At 30.8% G+C, this 19,710-nt stretch carries 16 protein-coding genes and 1 pseudogene; 15 read left to right on the forward strand and 2 right to left on the reverse strand.

What is annotated here, in order from left to right; all coding sequences use genetic code 11:
- Positions 1 to 593: 593 nt before the first annotated feature.
- On the forward strand, positions 594 to 893 hold the full coding sequence (locus tag QMQ21_RS01025) for a bacteriocin immunity family protein (RefSeq protein WP_001036521.1): 300 nt from the start codon (positions 594 to 596) through the stop codon (positions 891 to 893).
- A gap of 972 nt (positions 894 to 1,865) precedes the next feature.
- The gene (locus tag QMQ21_RS01030; RefSeq protein WP_261813753.1) at positions 1,866 to 2,957 is read left to right on the forward strand and encodes a DUF6568 family protein; all 1,092 of its coding nucleotides are present in this window, start codon (positions 1,866 to 1,868) and stop codon (positions 2,955 to 2,957) included.
- A gap of 408 nt (positions 2,958 to 3,365) precedes the next feature.
- Here the strand turns inward: QMQ21_RS01030 and QMQ21_RS01035 are convergent, their stop codons facing one another.
- Complete coding sequence (locus QMQ21_RS01035) at positions 3,366 to 4,262, reverse strand: tyrosine-type recombinase/integrase (protein ID WP_084946449.1); 897 nt, start codon at positions 4,260 to 4,262, stop codon at positions 3,366 to 3,368.
- A gap of 93 nt (positions 4,263 to 4,355) precedes the next feature.
- Between QMQ21_RS01035 and QMQ21_RS01040 the strand changes: the two genes are divergently transcribed.
- Complete coding sequence (locus tag QMQ21_RS01040) at positions 4,356 to 4,928, forward strand: hypothetical protein (protein WP_084946447.1); 573 nt, start codon at positions 4,356 to 4,358, stop codon at positions 4,926 to 4,928.
- Here QMQ21_RS01040 and QMQ21_RS01045 read toward each other — a convergent pair.
- Positions 4,925 to 6,175, reverse strand: a complete 1,251-nt coding sequence (locus tag QMQ21_RS01045) for a hypothetical protein (RefSeq protein WP_084946448.1) — start codon at positions 6,173 to 6,175, stop codon at positions 4,925 to 4,927. The genes QMQ21_RS01040 and QMQ21_RS01045 overlap by 4 nt on opposite strands.
- A gap of 439 nt (positions 6,176 to 6,614) precedes the next feature.
- On the opposite strand from QMQ21_RS01045, the pseudogene QMQ21_RS01050 reads away from it, so the two are divergent.
- From QMQ21_RS01050 to QMQ21_RS01105, 12 genes and pseudogenes are all read left to right on the forward strand, one after another.
- Positions 6,615 to 6,958 (forward strand): annotated as a pseudogene (locus tag QMQ21_RS01050) (XRE family transcriptional regulator).
- A gap of 786 nt (positions 6,959 to 7,744) precedes the next feature.
- Complete coding sequence (locus QMQ21_RS01055) at positions 7,745 to 9,334, forward strand: ATP-dependent nuclease (RefSeq protein WP_084946446.1); 1,590 nt, start codon at positions 7,745 to 7,747, stop codon at positions 9,332 to 9,334.
- Positions 9,316 to 10,362 (forward strand): DEAD/DEAH box helicase, encoded by a 1,047-nt coding sequence (locus tag QMQ21_RS01060; protein WP_084946445.1) that lies wholly within the window; start codon positions 9,316 to 9,318, stop codon positions 10,360 to 10,362. Before QMQ21_RS01055 ends, QMQ21_RS01060 begins: the two co-directional genes overlap by 19 nt.
- A gap of 10 nt (positions 10,363 to 10,372) precedes the next feature.
- Positions 10,373 to 12,688 carry a hypothetical protein gene (locus QMQ21_RS01065; protein WP_084946444.1) on the forward strand — a complete coding sequence of 772 codons (2,316 nt, stop codon included), beginning with the start codon at positions 10,373 to 10,375 and terminating at the stop codon, positions 12,686 to 12,688.
- A 326-nt stretch (positions 12,689 to 13,014) separates the two neighbouring features.
- Positions 13,015 to 13,371, forward strand: coding sequence for an SAG1252 family conjugative relaxosome accessory protein (locus tag QMQ21_RS01070; protein WP_261813755.1), 357 nt, complete (start codon positions 13,015 to 13,017; stop codon positions 13,369 to 13,371).
- Positions 13,372 to 13,375: 4 nt separating this feature from the next.
- Entirely contained in the window at positions 13,376 to 13,741 is a 366-nt protein-coding gene (locus QMQ21_RS01075; RefSeq protein WP_261249912.1) for a MobC family plasmid mobilization relaxosome protein, read from the forward strand.
- Positions 13,728 to 15,557 (forward strand): SAG1250 family conjugative relaxase, encoded by a 1,830-nt coding sequence (locus QMQ21_RS01080; protein WP_261813756.1) that lies wholly within the window; start codon positions 13,728 to 13,730, stop codon positions 15,555 to 15,557. The genes QMQ21_RS01075 and QMQ21_RS01080 overlap by 14 nt, the downstream gene beginning before the upstream one ends.
- 121 nt (positions 15,558 to 15,678) lie before the next feature.
- Positions 15,679 to 15,903: a helix-turn-helix domain-containing protein gene (locus tag QMQ21_RS01085; RefSeq protein ID WP_004261340.1), complete on the forward strand. Its 225-nt coding sequence runs from the start codon at positions 15,679 to 15,681 to the stop codon at positions 15,901 to 15,903.
- A gap of 269 nt (positions 15,904 to 16,172) precedes the next feature.
- Complete coding sequence (locus QMQ21_RS01090; protein WP_001022845.1) at positions 16,173 to 16,406, forward strand: hypothetical protein; 234 nt, start codon at positions 16,173 to 16,175, stop codon at positions 16,404 to 16,406.
- Between the two features lie 84 nt (positions 16,407 to 16,490).
- Positions 16,491 to 17,999 (forward strand): tyrosine-type recombinase/integrase, encoded by a 1,509-nt coding sequence (locus QMQ21_RS01095; protein WP_084946540.1) that lies wholly within the window; start codon positions 16,491 to 16,493, stop codon positions 17,997 to 17,999.
- An 82-nt stretch (positions 18,000 to 18,081) separates the two neighbouring features.
- On the forward strand, positions 18,082 to 18,933 hold the full coding sequence (gene ylqF, locus QMQ21_RS01100) for a ribosome biogenesis GTPase YlqF (protein ID WP_261813757.1): 852 nt from the start codon (positions 18,082 to 18,084) through the stop codon (positions 18,931 to 18,933).
- Entirely contained in the window at positions 18,920 to 19,699 is a 780-nt protein-coding gene (locus QMQ21_RS01105) for a ribonuclease HII (protein WP_153219527.1), read from the forward strand. The genes ylqF and QMQ21_RS01105 overlap by 14 nt, the downstream gene beginning before the upstream one ends.
- Positions 19,700 to 19,710 lie beyond the last annotated feature (11 nt).

Here is a 19,710-nt window from a genome sequence, read left to right on the forward strand (position 1 = left end):
TAGATCATATTTTGGGGAATCAGATTATAATCATTCTGGACGTTTTCAAGACTTTTTGGGATTTGTATAATAGAACTTGGTGAAGCTATCATAGCCTTTTGTGAAGGAACTGGATCTTTTTTCTACGATATAGAAAGTTGAGGTTCAAATGAAGCGTTATTTGATATGCGTAATTAGTTTTATAATGACGGTTTTAGTCCTAAAAATTTTATTCGAATCAAATACTATTATTCATAAGTTTATTGCTATATTAGGTATTACTATGTATTACAGAGGTATTTTTAGAGAGTATAAAAAATATTCAAATCATTTCAGATTTTTAAATTTTATAATATTTGTATTTTTTTGACACAATAAAATTATCAAGTACTAGGAGGTATTCCATATGGATGGTATGCACCATTTAGATATATTTCAGATAACATTATTTGTAGGGATGGTTATCGATATACGCAATCGAATTGGAACTTTGGTAATTGTTAAATTAATGTTGAATCTGTAGTAAATGGTGTTGTATCACAAATGGCTATGGCAATAGCAGGAGCAGGTGGGAACAGACCTAGATAATAATAAGAGGGTATAGAGGATGATTCATGAATAAAAAAACAGAAGAAATTCTCAACAAGGTTTATAATTTGATTTTAGATCCAGAGATTCGTCAAAACGAACGAGATATTTTATTACATTATAAAACTCGATTAGAGAATACAAAAAATGAGCAGAGAGTTGTCATGGAGTTGGCAGAAGCTCTTCGCCAACAAGCTGTTAGTAGTATTCATAGTCATAAATCATTGAGTCCAAAGACTGCAACATTTTATAAAGAAATTGCAGCATATGGACAATTGAGTAAAAATCTAGCTCAAGGATTAATTTCTTTGGGGATAACGATATAAGGAAAAATGAGTATAATAAACTCATCTAGCTTTTAACAAGATGAAACAATTCATATAAATATTCATGATGAATACAATGGTGAAACAATAGGTATTATGATGTATTACAGAGATGTTTTTAGAGAATATAAAAGATATTAAAATCATTTCAAATTAGTTAAATTTCATAATCTTAATTTAACTAATTTGTACAACATAATAATCAAAGAGGCTGGGAAAAGTCTTTAAAATCAGAAAAACGCATATTATCAGGTATTGAATCTTGATATTATGCGTTTTATTGTAGTGAGATTCACATTATTTTTCCTAAAAATGAGTTTTTGACTAGCCTAATTTTTTGGGTACGACGAGCAGGTCAAGTATCTCATCTGAGGTATAAGTTCTCCGTGAGCACCCGCTACTGGTGGGCTTAATAGTTACTCGTAAGCAGGATAATCATGAGGTAGTAGGAAGAGGAAGGGATAGTAGATGAGGGATTTCAGAACTCTAAAGTTCAAATAGGTATATGTAAATCACGGGAGTAATGAGGAACGATGTACAACTTATATATTGAGGTGAGATTCTGATGATAGCTGAAAGCATAGTAACAACGAAACATGAGAAGTCAGTCAATCCTATAGTAGTCAGGATGATTCTATAATGGAAGTGGAGCGAAAGGGTGGGTACACAATTGAAAGTAGAATTGTCTGTTTTTATTATTTGTTTGGTAGGATGGTAGTATGTGGCTATTGTTCATAAAATATTGGACACACAAATAGAACGCTTATGTAGCCTGAGAGAGGAGGTAGTTAAGAAATCTTTGTAACAAATAAATATGATTGTGTTAATCATTATTTTGAAAGCAAATGATGTTTCTATTCTGCAGAGCGAAAAAAACCATTTCAGTATAATATAGCTACCTTTTAGGATTTGCTTAAAAATTTAGTTTTAAAATGTGTAAAATAAAAATATCAATCAAAAAGGAGCCACATTATGAAGAAGTATTTATTACAATCTTTATTAGTTAGTACCGTAGCGTTAGTTACCATTAGTCCGAATCTTGTTTTGGCTGAAAGTGCTGAAACAAAATTTTCTGATACAGTGCCATCAGCTTTAAATTTAGAACCAGCTGTTACAGAAACCACTGGAGAATCTTTAACTGAACAAAAGTCTAGCGATAGAGAAAATGAAAGTAACGTTCAGCAATCTACGAAAGAAATTATTAAGAAAGAAACTGAAGATATGAAATCAGATACATCTGAAGAATACGCTTCAAATGTATCTGATTTTAATAAAATTAGTATTGCTGAAGTTCGTCAGATATTCACTTCAGAAGATTCGGAACATACTTTATATTTTGGAAGAGGGACATGTTATCATTGTCGTGAATTTTCTGGAGTATTGAAAGAGTTTAATATGCTGATTGATAAAAAGTTAGAATATTACGATATAGATGGTGAGGATTTTGATGATTCTGCTAAAGAGTTCATTTTTAAAACAATCGGTATTCCTGGAACGCCAACAATTATTTATTTTAAAAATGGTAAAACTATTTCTGGTTGGGTTGGTGGAGGAATAACTGCACAACAACTTTACGATTATCTCTATTTTGGAAAAACTGATGAGAAGCCGAAAAGAGAATTTGAAAATGATAATAAAAATATTATAAATCCAGAGAATTCAATGCAAACTATGGATATTAAAGAGGATACAGTTAAAAATAAAACAATTACAAATCAAATCCCTAAAGATATTCCACTATCTGACGAAAATTTACAGAAAAAGATTGTAGTTAAATCACAAGATACTTTTGGAAAGACTATTGAAAATATAGAGGATAATTCTAAAGATAGTGTGGTTGGTGTTAAAAATCAGGAGAATCCTGAACTACTTTACAGTAAATTTAATGAATATAAATCAGATTTTATAGCATCAACTAATTTTAAAAAAATAGAATCGGAAGTAAAAAATTTACCCCAAACAGGAGAAGAACAATCGATTAACTTTGTTCGTTTAGGAATCGCCTTATTTATTACTGGAATTTTTATAATAAGTAGTCATTTAAATACTAAAAATGAAGTATAAGATCATAAAAGTATAGTAACCTACTGGAAATAGATCACATTAGATATTTATGAGAAACAATGTAGATAATCTTTTTACCAAATTTTCAAAATAAAATAAGTAAATAAATTGAGAAATTTACCTAAGTAGGAAATAGATTTCTCAATTTATTTTATTATGGGAGGATTTGATTCGCTTTTACAGTAACTAAGTTCATTTATCAATCTCTTTTTATTATATTTAAGAATATTTGAAGACAGCATTTTAGAAAACAATTATGGAGTTTTAATACGGAATATAGTATAAATGCTGATTCAAAGTGAGGTTTTGTATGTTTGTTGCTTTTGTTGAGTATAAGATTTATTAACTAAAGTAGAACTACAAAAATTAATTTTAGATGAACTGAACTGTAGACTTTGGAAATGTCTCTTACTCGATTTCAGAATGAATTACTGATACGGGGTTAAAAGAACTAAGTATTTCTTTTTGTTTTGAATGAGATACGTGAGTATAGATTTGTGTGATTGATATAGAACTATGTCCAAGAATTTGTTGAATATATCGAATATCTACATCACTATCTAGAAGCATTGTGGCAAAGCTATGTCTAAACATATGCGGTGTAATAGTTCTAGAAAAGTTATTTTGTTCAACAATTCTCTTTATTACTAAACGTACACTTTGCTCTGACAACGGTTTAAGTGCATGTTTCCCTGGGAACAAGAAATCATTTGATTCATTTCTTGTTTTATTTATATATGTTTCTAATAAATTGAATGTTTTTTGATCTCCTAAAAATAGGATACGTTCTTTCTTACCCTTTCCTATAATATGGAGTGTCTTATTGGACAGATTAATGTCTTTGAGATGAATGTGGCAAAGTTCAGAAATTCTAATCCCTGTTGAAAGTAAAAGTGAAATAATTAGTAGATTTCTTTCAGCGTGTTGTTTTTGATAGTCAGTTTTAGATACAATTACTTTCTGTTCTAAATATATAAAAATGCTTTTCAGAATGTCATACGGAATCGTTTTAGGCAATACTTTTTCAGTTCTAAATTGAAAGCGCAATTGATTGAAGGGATTCTCTTCAATTATGTTCTGGTATTTTAGATAGTTATAAAACACCTTCATACAAGCAATTTTTCTTCTTAATGTATTCGTTTTTATATTAGATCGTGTCAACTGTTCTATATAGGATTCGACATTATCATAGTCTGAGTTATAAAATTGCATAAGATCATTCTTATAAGCGCGAATCGTGTGTGAACTCAAACGCTTATGAGTTTTGCAATAATCTAAGTAAGTAGAAATAAGTTTATAATCCATAAAAATCTCCTTTATCAATAATCATGCTATTATAAACCTATTTGAGTGCTTTGTATAGTGATAATAAATAGTTATCGGTAGGAGATAGCGAATATGACAAATAAAAAAATAAGAGTATTTTTAAGCAGACCTAATCCATTTACAGAGAATCAAAATTTATTTATTAAAGAATTGATTAAATTTTTAAGACGACACAATATTGAATGTGTAACATTACAAGCTGCTGAGTATACTCCTTACGAAGTCATGAATTCGTTGAGTGAGATGATACAAAGGAGTTACGGAATTATAATTGTTGCATTTGGTCAGACATTTATTTCTAGTGGAACTAGAAAAATGGGAGCTGAGGATAATCCAGACTTCTTTGCATCCAAAGAGACCCACTTAAAGAATAAGTGGGTTACAAGTGTTTATTGTCATATTGAAGGGATTTTAGCGCTAACTTATAATCTTCCAATGCTATCTATTCCTCAAGAAAATTTAACTGAAGAAGGGATTTTAAAGAAGGGAGAATATTCTATAACATCACCTGAATTTTCATTAGAAACAAAAGAAAATATATTAATGTACTTGAAATCAGAAGGGTTTCAAAAAAGTTTTCATGCATGGAAAAACCTTCTTGATGATAAGTATAACTTTATCAAAGGAGGGGAAATAAACTATTAATTACCATTTACAATTGCAGTTTTAATCCTCTGGAGATCCTCACTTAACACAATACTACCTTCATTAATTGTTTTTTTCTGTCGTTCAGTTAAACCCTCAATATCATTAATAGGTTTTGAAAGAAGTCCTGAAATCAGCATTAGATCCTCTTGATTGGAAAGAAACCAAATGTCGTCATATTCACTAGATTTACGATGTATTTTTTCTAAAGATCCTAAAATAGTTTTTGCTGTATAAACAGATGTATAGTAGAACTCCTTTAAAACTTCAACATCTTTCTCAACTAAGGCTATTTTTAACAGGTTAGCACAGTAATTTCTTGCACAATAAATATTTCTATCTTCAAAATTCATGCCTAACCTATAGTAATTAATTGCAGACATTAAATCACTCCTATTCTTTGTAATATAAAATATACGTAAGAAAATAGCTCCATAAATACCTAATAACTTATGATACGTTGTGGTATTTATATCTATATATTTACTAATCTTTTGCTGTGCCATTTTTAAATTTGCTATCGAAGATTCATTTTTCTTATAGGATGATAGTAAATAGCCTGCCAAAATTTCTTCATCAATAAATCCACTTTCTAAAATTTGCTGAAATATTTCTTCTGCCTCATGATACTTTTCTAAATTCTTGAGTTCCGTGGCTTGATCATAAAGTTCAGCTATTGACTTGTCTAATGCTTCTTCACTTTGAATTTCAGTTTTATCGATTAAATCGTTAATTATTACACGGTATAAATCAGATTCAAAGGCTGGACTATCAGTAAATGTCTCATCTGACTTTATAGCGGAATCAATATAGTCAGAAAGCAGTTTTTGTATCTTGTTAACTTCATCCACTTCGTTTAACTTATCAGAATCATATCTGATTTGAGGTAAGTGTGCAATATCAAAAAAGCTAATCTTAGCTGTGTGATGATCACACATTATAATGGTTGATTTAGGTTTCATAGCATGACGTAGACCTAACTCATAGATAGCATTTTGGTTTAAAGTAGTAATATCTGCAATTACAATATCTGCTTTTAATATGCCTTCGATAAATGTTTTCGTTATACTCTGTGTACTGAAAACTTCATCAGCTCTAAAGTGGTTTTTACCATGAACAGAAACTAATTCTTTTTCTAAAATTGTTGGCTTAATTAAATTATTATAGACTTGATTCAAGTCCACTTCTATATTTGTATTAGGAATTTTTTTAGTATTAAACCCCATAACTACAAAACAACTGGTCATTTCTCAACTTTCCTCCCGATAACTATTTATTATCACTAGTATACCATAAATTCATCTTCAGTAGCTTGAATTGTATAATGAATTTTTACTTAACATTAAATAGCAAACTATGATATTGGTCAACTATAGCTTAAAACACCGTTTTGAAATTATATCTAATACTTTTGAGTCAATTACAAACTTACAACAACGAGATATTTATATAGTCTGAAGAAAATAAGTACAAATTTTTTAGAAAATCGAGATTTCATAGGATTAGCACGAAAAATTTCAATTTTAGAACTATATCCTCTAATGATTTTGAATCAGTCTTTTTTAAAATTCTAAATGATATGATAGTATTTTCAAGTAAAAAGAAATTGCCCTGATTGGAGACCATATCAAATCTTTACGAAAGACACATGACATGACACAACCAGAATTTTCATGAATTGGGGGTATTTCACGTAATAGCCTTAGTAGTTACTAGAACGGTAAAAGTCCACTTTCAACTGAGCTGATAGATGCTATTTACTAGAAGTTCAACGTATCCTATGTCGATATTGTGGGGAAAGAAGAAATGTTGAATCCAGTTGAAGATTATGAATTGACTTTAAAAATGGAGATTGTCAAAAAATGTGGAACAAAGTCTCCTATCTTGTCTCTATCGTTATCAAGACATTCCCTTTGATGATGAGAGAAATGATGAGTGTAGACTTGTCTGCTATTGTGAATACCAACATTTATCTGTTGACTACTTTAGAAGAGCTGGAGCATTACAGAGACTACTTGAATGGTATTTAGAGCATACTAGAAAACACCAGAAAATCAAATAGTAGCTTTATGAGTTTTTATGATATAGTGAGGAGGAGTTTGCCCGTGCCTTAGCTTACAATATTCACACACTGACGAGAGGAAAGAAAATGAGACAAAATCCAGTAGTTTTCTTTCTTAGCGAACTAGAAAGAAAACTATCCATTGTATCAAGCTCAAAGAGTTTCAGGGCAATAGAATCATTATTGATGGTGATAGTTTTCGAGCGCAGCACCCACTATTCATCAAAGAGAGCTTCTCCAAGACCAGTAGAAAGATTAACATCATAGAACACTTCTACAGGAAAACGTGTCACAACCTTATCATGTGGTTGTTGTGTTTGAAGTAATTCCCCTGAGTACTCATTAACCTTATCTTAATTTTTTGAAGAAAACTGAAGATAGAGGGTATAATCCTGTATTCCGATTCAAAATAGATTGTTGGAACATCAGGTGTTTTTGCAAGAGTAGAAAGATTTTTTTGATTTGGAACGGATTCCCTCATTTCCCACTTGTTGTATGAACCTCCATTGATTTTTAATAGATTAGAGAGTTCAGATTGGATATTCTACGTTCTTTAAGATGAATACTAGAAAACATAAGATAAAACTCCAGTTACTTTATTATGCAACAATTATGTCAAAAATTTTTCAAGATGTAAGGAAGAGATATATTTAAGGAGTTATGGGTTGTTAAAGGTAGTGATTAAGTACAATTTATCACTAGTGTGATATAATTTTATTGAGCATGTTATGCTAATCAATGTTAGGAGATATGTATGATTTCTAGGATAATTTTACAAAATTTTAAACGTTATAAAAGAGTTGATTTTACTTGTAACTCAGAAGTTAACATTTTCGTTGGAGAGAATGGTGCAGGAAAGTCGACCTTATTGTATGCAGTTGGATTAGTGCTGAGTGGAAGTCATAGTCAGATTGAGAGAAGTAGTTTGGCTAGTATCATTAATCAAGAAGCGATTTTAGATTTTATGGGAACAAAGGATATCAATCAGCTCCCTGAGGTCTTTGTCGAAATTTATTTTGATGAATTATGTGATGAAATTTCCTCTAACTTCAATATTGAAGGAAAGCATAACTCTCAAAAAATCAAAGCTTTTGGACTTTCATTAAAAATAATTCCCAATCAAGATTATATATCTGAAATTACTTCTGTCTTAAATGATAGTAACTGGACAGTCTTTCCATTTGAGTTCTATAGAGTTGAATTTTTGACATTTTCAGGGAAACCCTACTCCTCGTATAATAAACCGTATAAGTTCCTACACTCAATAATAAATACAAGTCTTATTGATACACAACAAGAAATTCAAAAACGTATCCATGAGGTGTATTTAGAAAATATATCAGCTGAAAATAGAGCAAAAGTTAATCATCAATACAGGATAAATTCATTTAAATTTTTAGAGACTTTAAGGAAAGATGAATTGATGAAGGAGAATGCTTCAGAATTCCAACTTCATTTTGACGAATCAGAAAATTCATTTAGAAATTCAGTATCAGCTGTAAAAAATGGTGTAGATATAAAAAATTTAGGGCAGGGTGAAAAGGTATTGTTAGGGGTAGAGAATGTATATAGCCATCTCAAGGAAACTGTTAAAATACTACTTATTGAAGAGCCTGAAAATCATTTGAGTTTCCAAAATCTCCAGAAATTAGTTAATATGTTTAATTCAAATACTGGAGTTCAAGTCTTTATTGGAACACATTCAAATATGATTGCTTCAAGATTAGGGGTAGATAATCTGCATTTCTTAGATAATGGTCAGATATCTAAACTTGAAAGACTAAATAGAGATACAATACGATTTTTCCAAAAATCTACTAATCAGAATTTATTAAATTTTTCTCTCGGTAAGAAGATTATGCTTGTTGAAGGGAATGCGGAATATATTTTAATGGAAAAATTTTTTGAAATGATTCATTCCAAAAGGCCTGAGGATCTTAATGTATCAATTATCTCTGTAGATGGATTAAGCTTTGAAAGGTATTTAGAAATTGCAACCAACTTTACTGATAAAAAAGTAGCAGTTATAACGGATAACGATCGTGATTATGCAAGAAATGTACAGTCAAAGTATAGTTATTATCAACAATTCCAGAATATAAAAGTTTTCTCTGATTTAGATAATGCTAATCGAACATTTGAATTATGTATTTTTAATAATAACAAGGATTTGTTAGATTCTTTTGGTTTAACTAAATCTAAAGATTTATTAGGATATATGCTTAGGGAGAAGACTGAATTTGCATTGCGATTACTAGAAAAAATGGAAACTGATTATAGAAGTGACGAATTTATTATACCTGATTACATTGAAGAGGCGATTGAATGGATAATAAAAGATTAATTCATGCCGTTGCTGGAAGTGGCAAAACAACTAAAATAATTGAAAGTATTAATCCTCAAAAAAGAAATCTTATACTTACGTATACAGAGACGAACCAGAATACAATCAGAGAAAAGTTGATTGACAAATTTGGCTTTATCCCTGAGCCTACTTTTATTTTTGGTGTCTTTGAGTTTCTATATAGTTTTTGCTTAGTGCCATATTTAGGGAAACGACCAAAAGGAATAAACTTTGATTATGAACCTCAAGGGAAATTTGATAACACTACTATAGATAATACTGGAAGAATTGTTCAGAATCAACTTTCTAAATCTCTATTAAGGGGTTCATTAATTTATAAGAGGAAAGAGATTAGATTTGATAATTCATATTTGGATAGAATTGATAAATTTTTTGATTGTATTTATGTAGATGAGTGTCAGGATTTTGAGTCAGATGATTTTGATTGGCTTTTAAGTTTAAGTGATCTTAATGCAGAAGTATTTTTATTTGGAGATTTTTATCAAAAAACCTTTAGTACTTCAAGGCGAGGTAATAAAGGAAAAGGGATCCATTCGAGTTTTGAGAATTGGTTAAAAGTTATTTCTGATTCAGGATATGAAATTGATTTATCGAGTTTGTCAAAAAGTTATCGTTGTCCCAAAATAGTTTGTGACTTTATTGTTGATAATTTAGCTATTGAAATTTTATCACAGCGAGAAGAAAAGCTTTCTTCCAAAATTACTCTTATCAATTCACAGAAAAAAATAGAATCAATAATGACAGATGACAATATTATGAAACTTTTTTATCAAAAATTTTATGATTATGATTGCAAGAGTCAGAATTGGGGGGATAGTAAAGGCTCTGAATATGACAATGTTTGTGTAGTATTAAATCCAACATCATACAAATTATTCGTAGCTGATCGCTTGAATGAACTTTCTTCACAAACCAAAAGTAAATTTTATGTTGCGTGTACACGTACGAGGGGAAACCTATATTTTGTAAATCAAAAAGATATCATAGATTATAAGAAGATAAAGTAAAGGAAATATTATGACAGAACAGTTTTTAAACATACCATTTGTAAGTTATTTTTTAACTACAAATAATCATGGTATTCCCAATTTTATAAAAAGAGATACATTTTCCTATCGTTTCAATAGAAATATTGCAAGACATACTCAATCAAGATATATAGTTGCTCATTTTCCTAAAAATCTTAAAGAGTTAATTATCCCTTGGCCTCTATCTTCATTTGTTGAAGAACAAAATTATATTACGGAATATATAAACATAGAGCTGTTAATTAAGAATACAGAGGGTATTATAGATATAATTAAACAAACTCCTTTAGGCTGCGTTTTCATTCCTGAAGAATTAAAAGACTGTCCTATTATTGAACAAATCCAAGAAACAACACTACCTGTGATTTTTTTAACAGATGGAGTAGATATTCCTATTAGCAAACTACAATTGATTGTTGAAAAAAATACCAATAATGCTAGTAAGATGTTAGCTCAGAAAGTTACAATCTCTGATAAAACTAAAATTGAGGCAGTCAGTATACCTTCTAAAAACTATTTGAGACCTTTAGAGATTGCAATTAATCGTAATAGAGGTTTATACTTATCTATATATGAAAATATGCAAGAACCAAAGCCTTTCATATATGGTGAAAGTAAAGAAAAATTTGAAGAAGATGCTATAAATGATATAAAATTCTTTTTAAAGCTCCTGATTACAGAAAAATATATTCTACATCTTGCAAAATTTGAAAAGGGAAGAGATTCTCTCGTTGATATAATAAATATTTGGGATAATTCAATTAATACAGACAACCTATATTTAGATATTTTAGAAAAATATTTTTTGGATTTATCAGATTATTTTTTTAAGAGATTTGATGAAATATCTTATCGAACAGATATGGTTTTTGTTTTGCCGATGGTAAATAAAACAAGTGTTGATTTGGTAAATAGAGACTTTCAGTTACGACTGTCTAAATCAGTTCTTCGGCAGATATATGATTTTTCAGGATATTATGGAATAGGAATTGGTAAAGATTTTGAAAAGATGCTACCGATAATTTCTGATAGAGGACTTGAAAATTCAATCTTAGATTCCTTATCTCTTAATTTTGCTCTAGATACAAAATCTCCGTATGTGCGTTTGCCTAACTTACCTTCCAAGGATATTACCTTGTGGTATTCACACATGCTACAAAATATTAAAAAACAACCAGATTTAGCAGAGATAGAAAAGTTTAATAATAATTATCATAATATTTCTGAGAAGCTTAAATTATCATTGGATGATGACTTTATTGATATTATTGTTAAACATGGAAAGCATATAAAATTCATTACAGATGCCCCAATTGAATGGGTTAAATATAAAGATACTCCTTTAGGTTTAATAAAATCAATCAGCAGATTGCCAATTATTCCTGGTAATATATTAGTAAATTCAGCTAAATGTAACTTATCAAGTGAAATTTCAAAAGATTCAGTGTCCTTTCTGATTATCAATACTCTTAACCATAATGACATATTGTATAGCAATGGAAAGAAACTAGGAGAACTATTAAAAAAGTATTTTCCTAAACATAGTGTTAATTACCATGAAGTTACAAACAAAACTGATTTCATTCATATTATGAATGAAAATCTTGCAACATTTTTTATTTATTATGGACATGGTAGTATGCCTGAAGCGAGTAGAAATCAACCAGATCAGATTGGTAAACTTCATATTGGCGATGATGAAATTGATATGATTGAGTTAGTAAGTAATATAAAGGTGGTACCTGATATCACTATATTGGGAGCCTGTCAGACTCAGGTATTAGACTCTCACTATATAAACATTGGAAATATGTTTCTTGGGTTAGGAAGTCAGTCAGTATTAGCAACATATTTCCCAGTTGATGGGTTCTATACATTTAGTTTAATAGAATCAATTTTTAGATATCTTAAAAATTATTTTGAAGGTAAGGTACCACCCGAATATGTAAAAAATTGGTCTGATATAATTTTGCAAGCTAGAAGAGTGCATTATATTACTGAACCTACTAATACCATTATTGAATATTTAGATAAAAAGGGAGATAAAAATATAGTAGACCCAAAAATTTTGACACAATATGCTATAAAATATTGTATAGAATCAAGCTATAATGATAACAACTCATATAGTTCTGTCATGGAGAAAAGTGTCATATATAGAGATGAAGCTTATAAAGAATATTTTAAAAACTATCCAGAATCAACTAGAATGTTAATTGATTATATTTTTAAACATAACTATGTCTTTACAGAGAGTATACTATTTACATCTCTTGGTTCTCCAGAAAAAATCAAATTTGTATAGAGCCGTTTTATTGAGAGCATTCAGCTCTCTTTTTTTACTTTCTATTCAACGCGGTGATATCTTTTCCAAATCTTCCCTGTTATCCTTATATCATTCCTAAAAAATTTTAACTAGGGGTTTGGGGCGGAGCCACCAAGTTATCTTATCGTTAGCTGTCACAACTGAAAGGTTTTAGTCAGCTGGCGATATGATTTTTGGGATATTGTGGACACAATATCTGAGCTCGCAAAGCCTTACAAAAACGTTGAATCTATTTTGAAAAACGTACTGACGGTGTCTGTAAGCTTACATTGTCAGTACAAGTATCTATGAGGGGGGAAAGCCATATGAAAAGAGATATACGTAGTATTCGGAAACAATTTCGTTTAACAGAAACGGAGGAAAAACAAATACTAGATTTAATGAGAGAGAAAGGAGAGGATAATTTTTCTGATTTTCTCCGTAAAAGCTTACTATTGTCTGATGGACAAAAACAGATGGAAAAATGGTTCAGTCTTTGGAAACAGCAAAAGTTGGAACAAATTTGTCGCGATGTTCATGAAGTTTTAATCATTTCTAAAATCGATCATCAGGTTACTCAAGAACATGTTTCTATTTTGTTAACTTGTATTCAGGAATTAATTAAAGAGGTAGAAAATACAAGTCCTCTTAGTGAAGAATTTCGTAACAAATACATGAGGTAGTAGAGTGGAGCACCGATATAGAACAAATTTAAAAAAAGTCTTTTTATCTGACCTAGAATTAGTCAAATTGAATGAAAATATCTCAAAAAGTAACTGCTTATCATTCTCAGAATATGCTCGACGAACTCTACTAAATCCTGGTATGAATTTTATCACCATTGATACAAATAGTTATCAAGATTTGATTTTTGAATTAAAACGAATCGGAAATAATATTAATCAAATAGCCAGAAGCATAAATTATTCGAATTTAATAACGGAAGTTGAATTAAATGAATTGAGAAAAGGTATAGAAGAGTTAATAGTAGAAGTGGAGAAAGATTTTCTTATTCAATCTGAAAAATTGAGGAAATTTTATGGTCATCACTAAACACTTTGCGATTCATGGAAAAAATTATCGTAGTAAACTAATCAAATATATTTTGAATCCAAGTAAAACAAAAAATCTAACACTAGTTTCAGATTTTGGTATGAGAAATTATTTAGATTTTCCTAGTTATAAAGAACTAGTGAAGATGTACAATGATAATTTTTTAAGTAATGATACTCTTTATGAATTTCGTCATGATAGGCAAGAAGTAAATCAACGAAAAATTCATTCTCATCACATCATTCAGTCCTTTTCTCCAGATGACCATCTCACTCCTGAACAAATCAATCGGATTGGTTATGAGACAGTTAAAGAGTTGACAGGAGGTAGATTTCGATTTATCGTGGCAACTCATGTCGATAAAGATCATATCCACAATCACATCATCCTAAATTCAATTGATAAGAATTCTGATAAAAAATTTATGTGGGATTATAAAGCAGAACATAATCTACGAATGGTTTCTGATCGTCTTTCAAAAATTGCAGGGGCAAAAATTATAGAAAATCGTTATTCGCATCGTCAGTATGAAGTTTATCGAAAAACAAATTACAGATATGAAATAAAACAACGGGTATATTTTCTAATCGAGAACTCGAAAAATTTTGAAGATCTTAAGAAAAAAGCTAGAGCTTTAAATTTAAAAATTGATTTTAGACACAAGCATGTTACTTTTTTTATGACTGATTCAAATATGAAGCAAGTCGTACGTGATAGTAAATTGAGTAGAAAACAACCTTATAATGAAACGTATTTTAAGAAAAAGTTTGTTCAAAGGGAAATCATAAATATCTTAGAATTTTTACTTCCGAAAATGAAGAATATGAATGAATTGATTCAACGAGCAGAATTTTTTGGATTAAAAATAATACCGAAAGAAAAACATGTTCAATTTGAATTTGATGAGATAAAGCTTTCAGAGCAGGAATTGGTAAAAACGAATCGGTATAGTGTTAGTTATTTTCAAGACTATTTTAATAACAAAAATGAAACTGTTGTCTTAGATAATAAAAATTTAGTTGAACTTTACAATGAAGAAAAGCTAATTAAAGAAAAAGAGTTGCCGACAGAAGAGGTGGTATGGAAATCCTATCAAGATTTCAAGAGAAATACGGATTCAGTTCATGAGTTTGAAGTAGAGTTGAATCTTAATCAAATAGAAGAAGTAGTAGACGATGGAATTTACATTAAGGTACAGTTTGGTATCCGACAAGAAGGACTTATTTTTGTACCAAATATTCAAATCAATATGGAAGAAGAAAAGGTTAAAGTATTTCTCAGAGAAACTAGTTCTTACTATGTATATCATAAAGATTCAGCAGAAAAAAATCGCTTTATGAAAGGTAAAACTTTGATTAGACAATTTAATCTTCAGTATGAACCGCAGTATATGTATAGAAGAATTTCTCTTAGCAAAATTAAAGAAAAAATAGAACAATTAGATTTTCTTATATCTGCGGAAAATAGTCCGAATGATTTTGAAGATATAACAAATGATTTCATTGCCCAAATATCATATCTAGAGAATATGATTGAACAAGTCCAAAATAAAATTGATGATTTAACTAATTTAGAAGAAGTATTGTTGAATAATACGACAAATAGTTCTAGCAATTTAGAAAATAGTATTCAAGGTAAAAGTTCATTAGATACAATAGAGAAGGATTTATACATATATAAAGGAAAGATTGAAACACTGAAGGAACAACATAGAGAAGCAATAAATTTATTTGAAATGTTTAATAAAACAATAAAGAAATATAAGAAAAAACAAAATATGAAATCTATTGAGGAAAATGAGATACATTTAGAGTAAACAGTTTCCAAATAAGTATATGTTTCCTAAAAAGTATATATAGAATAGTTTCATGTGCCAATTTGTCACATATTTAAAAATAAGAAAATAACTATATTATACTTGTTTTAGGAGACAACAAATGTTGAAAAGGATTAGAGATTTACGTGAAGATGATGATTTGACACAAGAATATATTGCGAAAATCGTTTTGAATTGTACAAGATCAGCTTATTCTAAAATGGAAGCTGGTAGCAGGTTAATCTCTATAAATGACCTTATCAAACTTGCAGATTTTTATAAGGTGAGTCTAGACTACCTTGTAGGTCGAGTGGATAATAAAGAAGACCATTACTCCAAAAAGTAGTAGGTTAAGAAAGCACATTGACAATTGAATAGTCCAAAATGGTACTTTCCTCATTTGTGGAGCAGTTTTGAATGGCTCGCCATGATAAGAGCGACATTAAAACCATCAATAAAATAGAGCGATACTTTATATGCCATGATACAAATGATATACAATGATACTTCTGACCGTTCAGGCTGCCACCGTAAAAGAGCAGCAAGTGAAATTCTTATGATGACTTCATCAGTCATGCCATGGAGGAGAAAATATTTTTTAGGAAGGATGATGACATGAATATAAAATATATATCTGTCGAAAATTCCATTGCAGAATGGGCCGATAAGAAAGGAATTCTAAAAAGATGGGATGGTTTAAATCAATATACATTGAACAGATGGATTAAAGAAATGCGAGAAAACAGAACATTTTCCATGTATGTAATTAACCCAACCCATAAACTTGTTTTCATTAATCTAGAAGGATTTGAAAGTTTCTTAAGATGGAAGCAAAAGCGGACAAAATAAGGAAGTCATGGTATAATATAGGGTAGTTATTTATTCTATACAACAATGATTTATTTCTTTTTAAGAGTTAAGAGGAATTAAATTATGTATTATGTAACTAAAACAAATTCAAAAGGGCAACCCTTATATCAAGTGGTTGAAAAGTACAAAGATCCACTAACAGGAAAGTGGAAATCAGTAACTGTAAGTTATACTAAGAATACTAGTAGGGCGAGGAAACAAGCTGAAAGAGAGGTTCTTGATAAAATAGATAGACTAACTACTTCATTTGAAAGTCAGTATAGTCCTGAACTGATTACAACATTTGGAGAGTTAAAAGAAAATTGGTTTCAGACTTGGTGTGTCTCTGTTAAACCACAAACAATTCAGAGAGAACTACTGGTTATGAAGCGTCTTGGGAAAATTATAGGAGATGATTTTTTGTTAGACAGGATTACTCCACTTCTGATGAAAAATAGTCTCAATAAATATTTAGAAATGTATGATGCATCGCCTTCAACAATGACTCATATAAAAAGTACTTGTAATAAGATTTTTAATCATGGTGTGTTATATAATGTCATTAAGTTTTCTCCAATGACTGCGGTAAAACTAGATATTTCACTAGAGAAAAGGCGTAAAGCAAAAGAAAGACATGATTCTAAATTTCTAGAAATCCATGAATTACATGCATTTTTTGATGTGTTACGCCAATGCAGAAATGCAAACTATTATGATCTTGCTATAGTTTTGTTGCTTACAGGTATTCGAATTAGTGAAGCAGCATTTTTACCATCAGATATTGATTTTGAAAAAGGAGTCTTGCATATTGATAAGGCACTTCAATATCACTGTTTAAAAGTTGAACAATTTCATTTTGATACAACTAAAACACTCAATTCAATTAGAGAAGTAGCTTTGCCTGAAGCTGCAAGTGAAGCTATTAAAAGGACAATACAGAGAAATAAAGAGTTTGATGCTTATATGAAGAAACATCCCTGTCCTGCTTTTACACATTCTGAAAGTGTATTTAGAACAGAATATGGCTCTCCAATAACATCAAGCACTTTTCGTCAAATTTTGAAACGAATAGAAGGAAAATTATTGACAAATTGTTTAAGTGACTATGGTTTTAAGTGGGTAAAACATGTTACTCCCCATTCGTTTAGGCATATGCATATTAGTTACCTTCAAAGTAATGAGATGCACATAGCAGTGAAAGATATTATGACTAGAGTAGGACACGCTAACTTTGAGACAACAATGGGCTATACACATAATATAAATCGTTCACAAGAAAATACTGTAAAAGCCTTAAATCAATTTGTAGAAAATCACAATTTCCATTTTGAAGAATTGAAAAGTTATACCTGTAAATATTCCAGAATGATTGAAAAATTCATTGAAACTAGTGATAATAGCAATAAAGTAGAATTAAGTGTTGATGAGTTCAAAGACTTGTTACACCTTAGTCCACGTTACTCACCTAAAAATATTGTTTCAAATTTACTATTAAAAATCAAAAAAGATATTGTCAAATACCACCCACAGTTTGATATAAAGATTGTGAAATCAAGTGAGAATCAAATCAGAGGTTTTTCCATTGCATGGTAGTTTTGGTGTTCGCTTGGTGTTTAGACAATAGTAAAATAAAATAGGGGTTCTAAACCCTTGCTACGAAAGGAAAAAAAACTCAATGGCTACTATTCAATGGTTTCCTGGTCACATGTCTAAGGCGCGTCGACAGGTTCAGGAAAATTTAAAATTTGTTGATTTTGTGACGATTTTGGTGGATGCACGCTTACCACTATCTAGTCAAAATCCTATGTTGACCAAGATTGTTGGTGACAAACCAAAACTCTTGATTTTAAACAAGGCGGATTTGGCTGACCCAGCAAGAACCAAGGAATGGCGTCAGTATTTTGAATCACAAGGAATTCAGACTCTGGCTATCAACTCTAAAGAGCAAGTGACTGTAAAAGTTGTAACAGATGCGGCCAAGAAGCTCATGGCTGATAAGATTGCTCGTCAGAAAGAACGTGGTATCAAGATTGAAACCTTGCGTACTATGATTATCGGGATTCCAAATGCTGGTAAATCTACTCTCATGAACCGTTTGGCTGGTAAGAAAATTGCCGTTGTCGGCAATAAACCAGGTGTTACCAAGGGGCAACAGTGGCTCAAAACCAACAAAGACCTTGAAATCCTAGACACACCAGGGATTCTCTGGCCTAAGTTCGAAGACGAAACCGTAGCTTTGAAACTAGCCCTAACAGGAGCAATTAAAGACCAGTTGCTTCCTATGGATGAGGTAACTATTTTTGGTCTCAATTATTTTAAAGAACATTATCCAGAAAAGTTGGCTGAACGCTTTAAACAAATGAAAATTGAGGAAGAAGCGCCTGTTATTATTATGGACATGACCCGTGCCCTCGGTTTCCGTGATGACTATGACCGCTTTTACAGTCTCTTCGTGAAGGAAGTCCGCGACGGCAAACTCGGTAACTATACCTTAGATACATTGGAAGACCTCGATGGCGACGATTAAAGAAATCAAAGAACTCCTTGCAACGGTCAAGGAGTTAGAAAGCCCTATTTTTTTAGAGCTTGAAAAGGATAATCGCTCTGGAGTTCAAAAAGAAATCAGCAAGCGTAAAAAAGCCATTCAATCAGAATTAGATGAGGATCTTCGTTTGGAATCCATGCTTTCCTATGAAAAAGAACTTTACAAGCAAGGATTGACCTTGATAGCAGGTGTTGACGAGGTTGGTCGTGGTCCTCTGGCTGGGCCTGTAGTCGCTGCAGCCGTCATCTTACCTAAAAATTGTAAGATTAGAGGTCTCAACGACAGCAAAAAAATTCCTAAAAAGAAACATTTAGAAATTTATCAAGCTGTTCAAGACCATGCTTTGTCAATCGGCATTGGTATCATGGATAATCAGGTCATCGACCAAGTCAATATCTATGAAGCAACCAAACTAGCTATGAAGGAAGCAATCTCCCAGCTCAGTCCTCAACCTGAGCACCTTTTGATAGATGCCATGAAACTGGATTTACCAATTTCACAAATCTCCATCATCAAAGGTGATGCTAATTCCCTTTCAATCGCAGCGGCTTCTATAGTAGCCAAGGTTACACGTGATGAATTGATGAAGGAATTCGACCAGCAGTTCCCTGGCTATGATTTCGCTGCTAATGCAGGATATGGAACAGCTAAACACCTGGAAGGACTCGAAAAACTAGGAGTTACCCCAATTCACCGAACCAGCTTTGAACCCGTTAAATCACTGGTTTTAGGAGAAAAAGAAAGTTAAGTTAGAAGGAA

This window comes from Streptococcus bouchesdurhonensis (assembly GCF_948472335.1).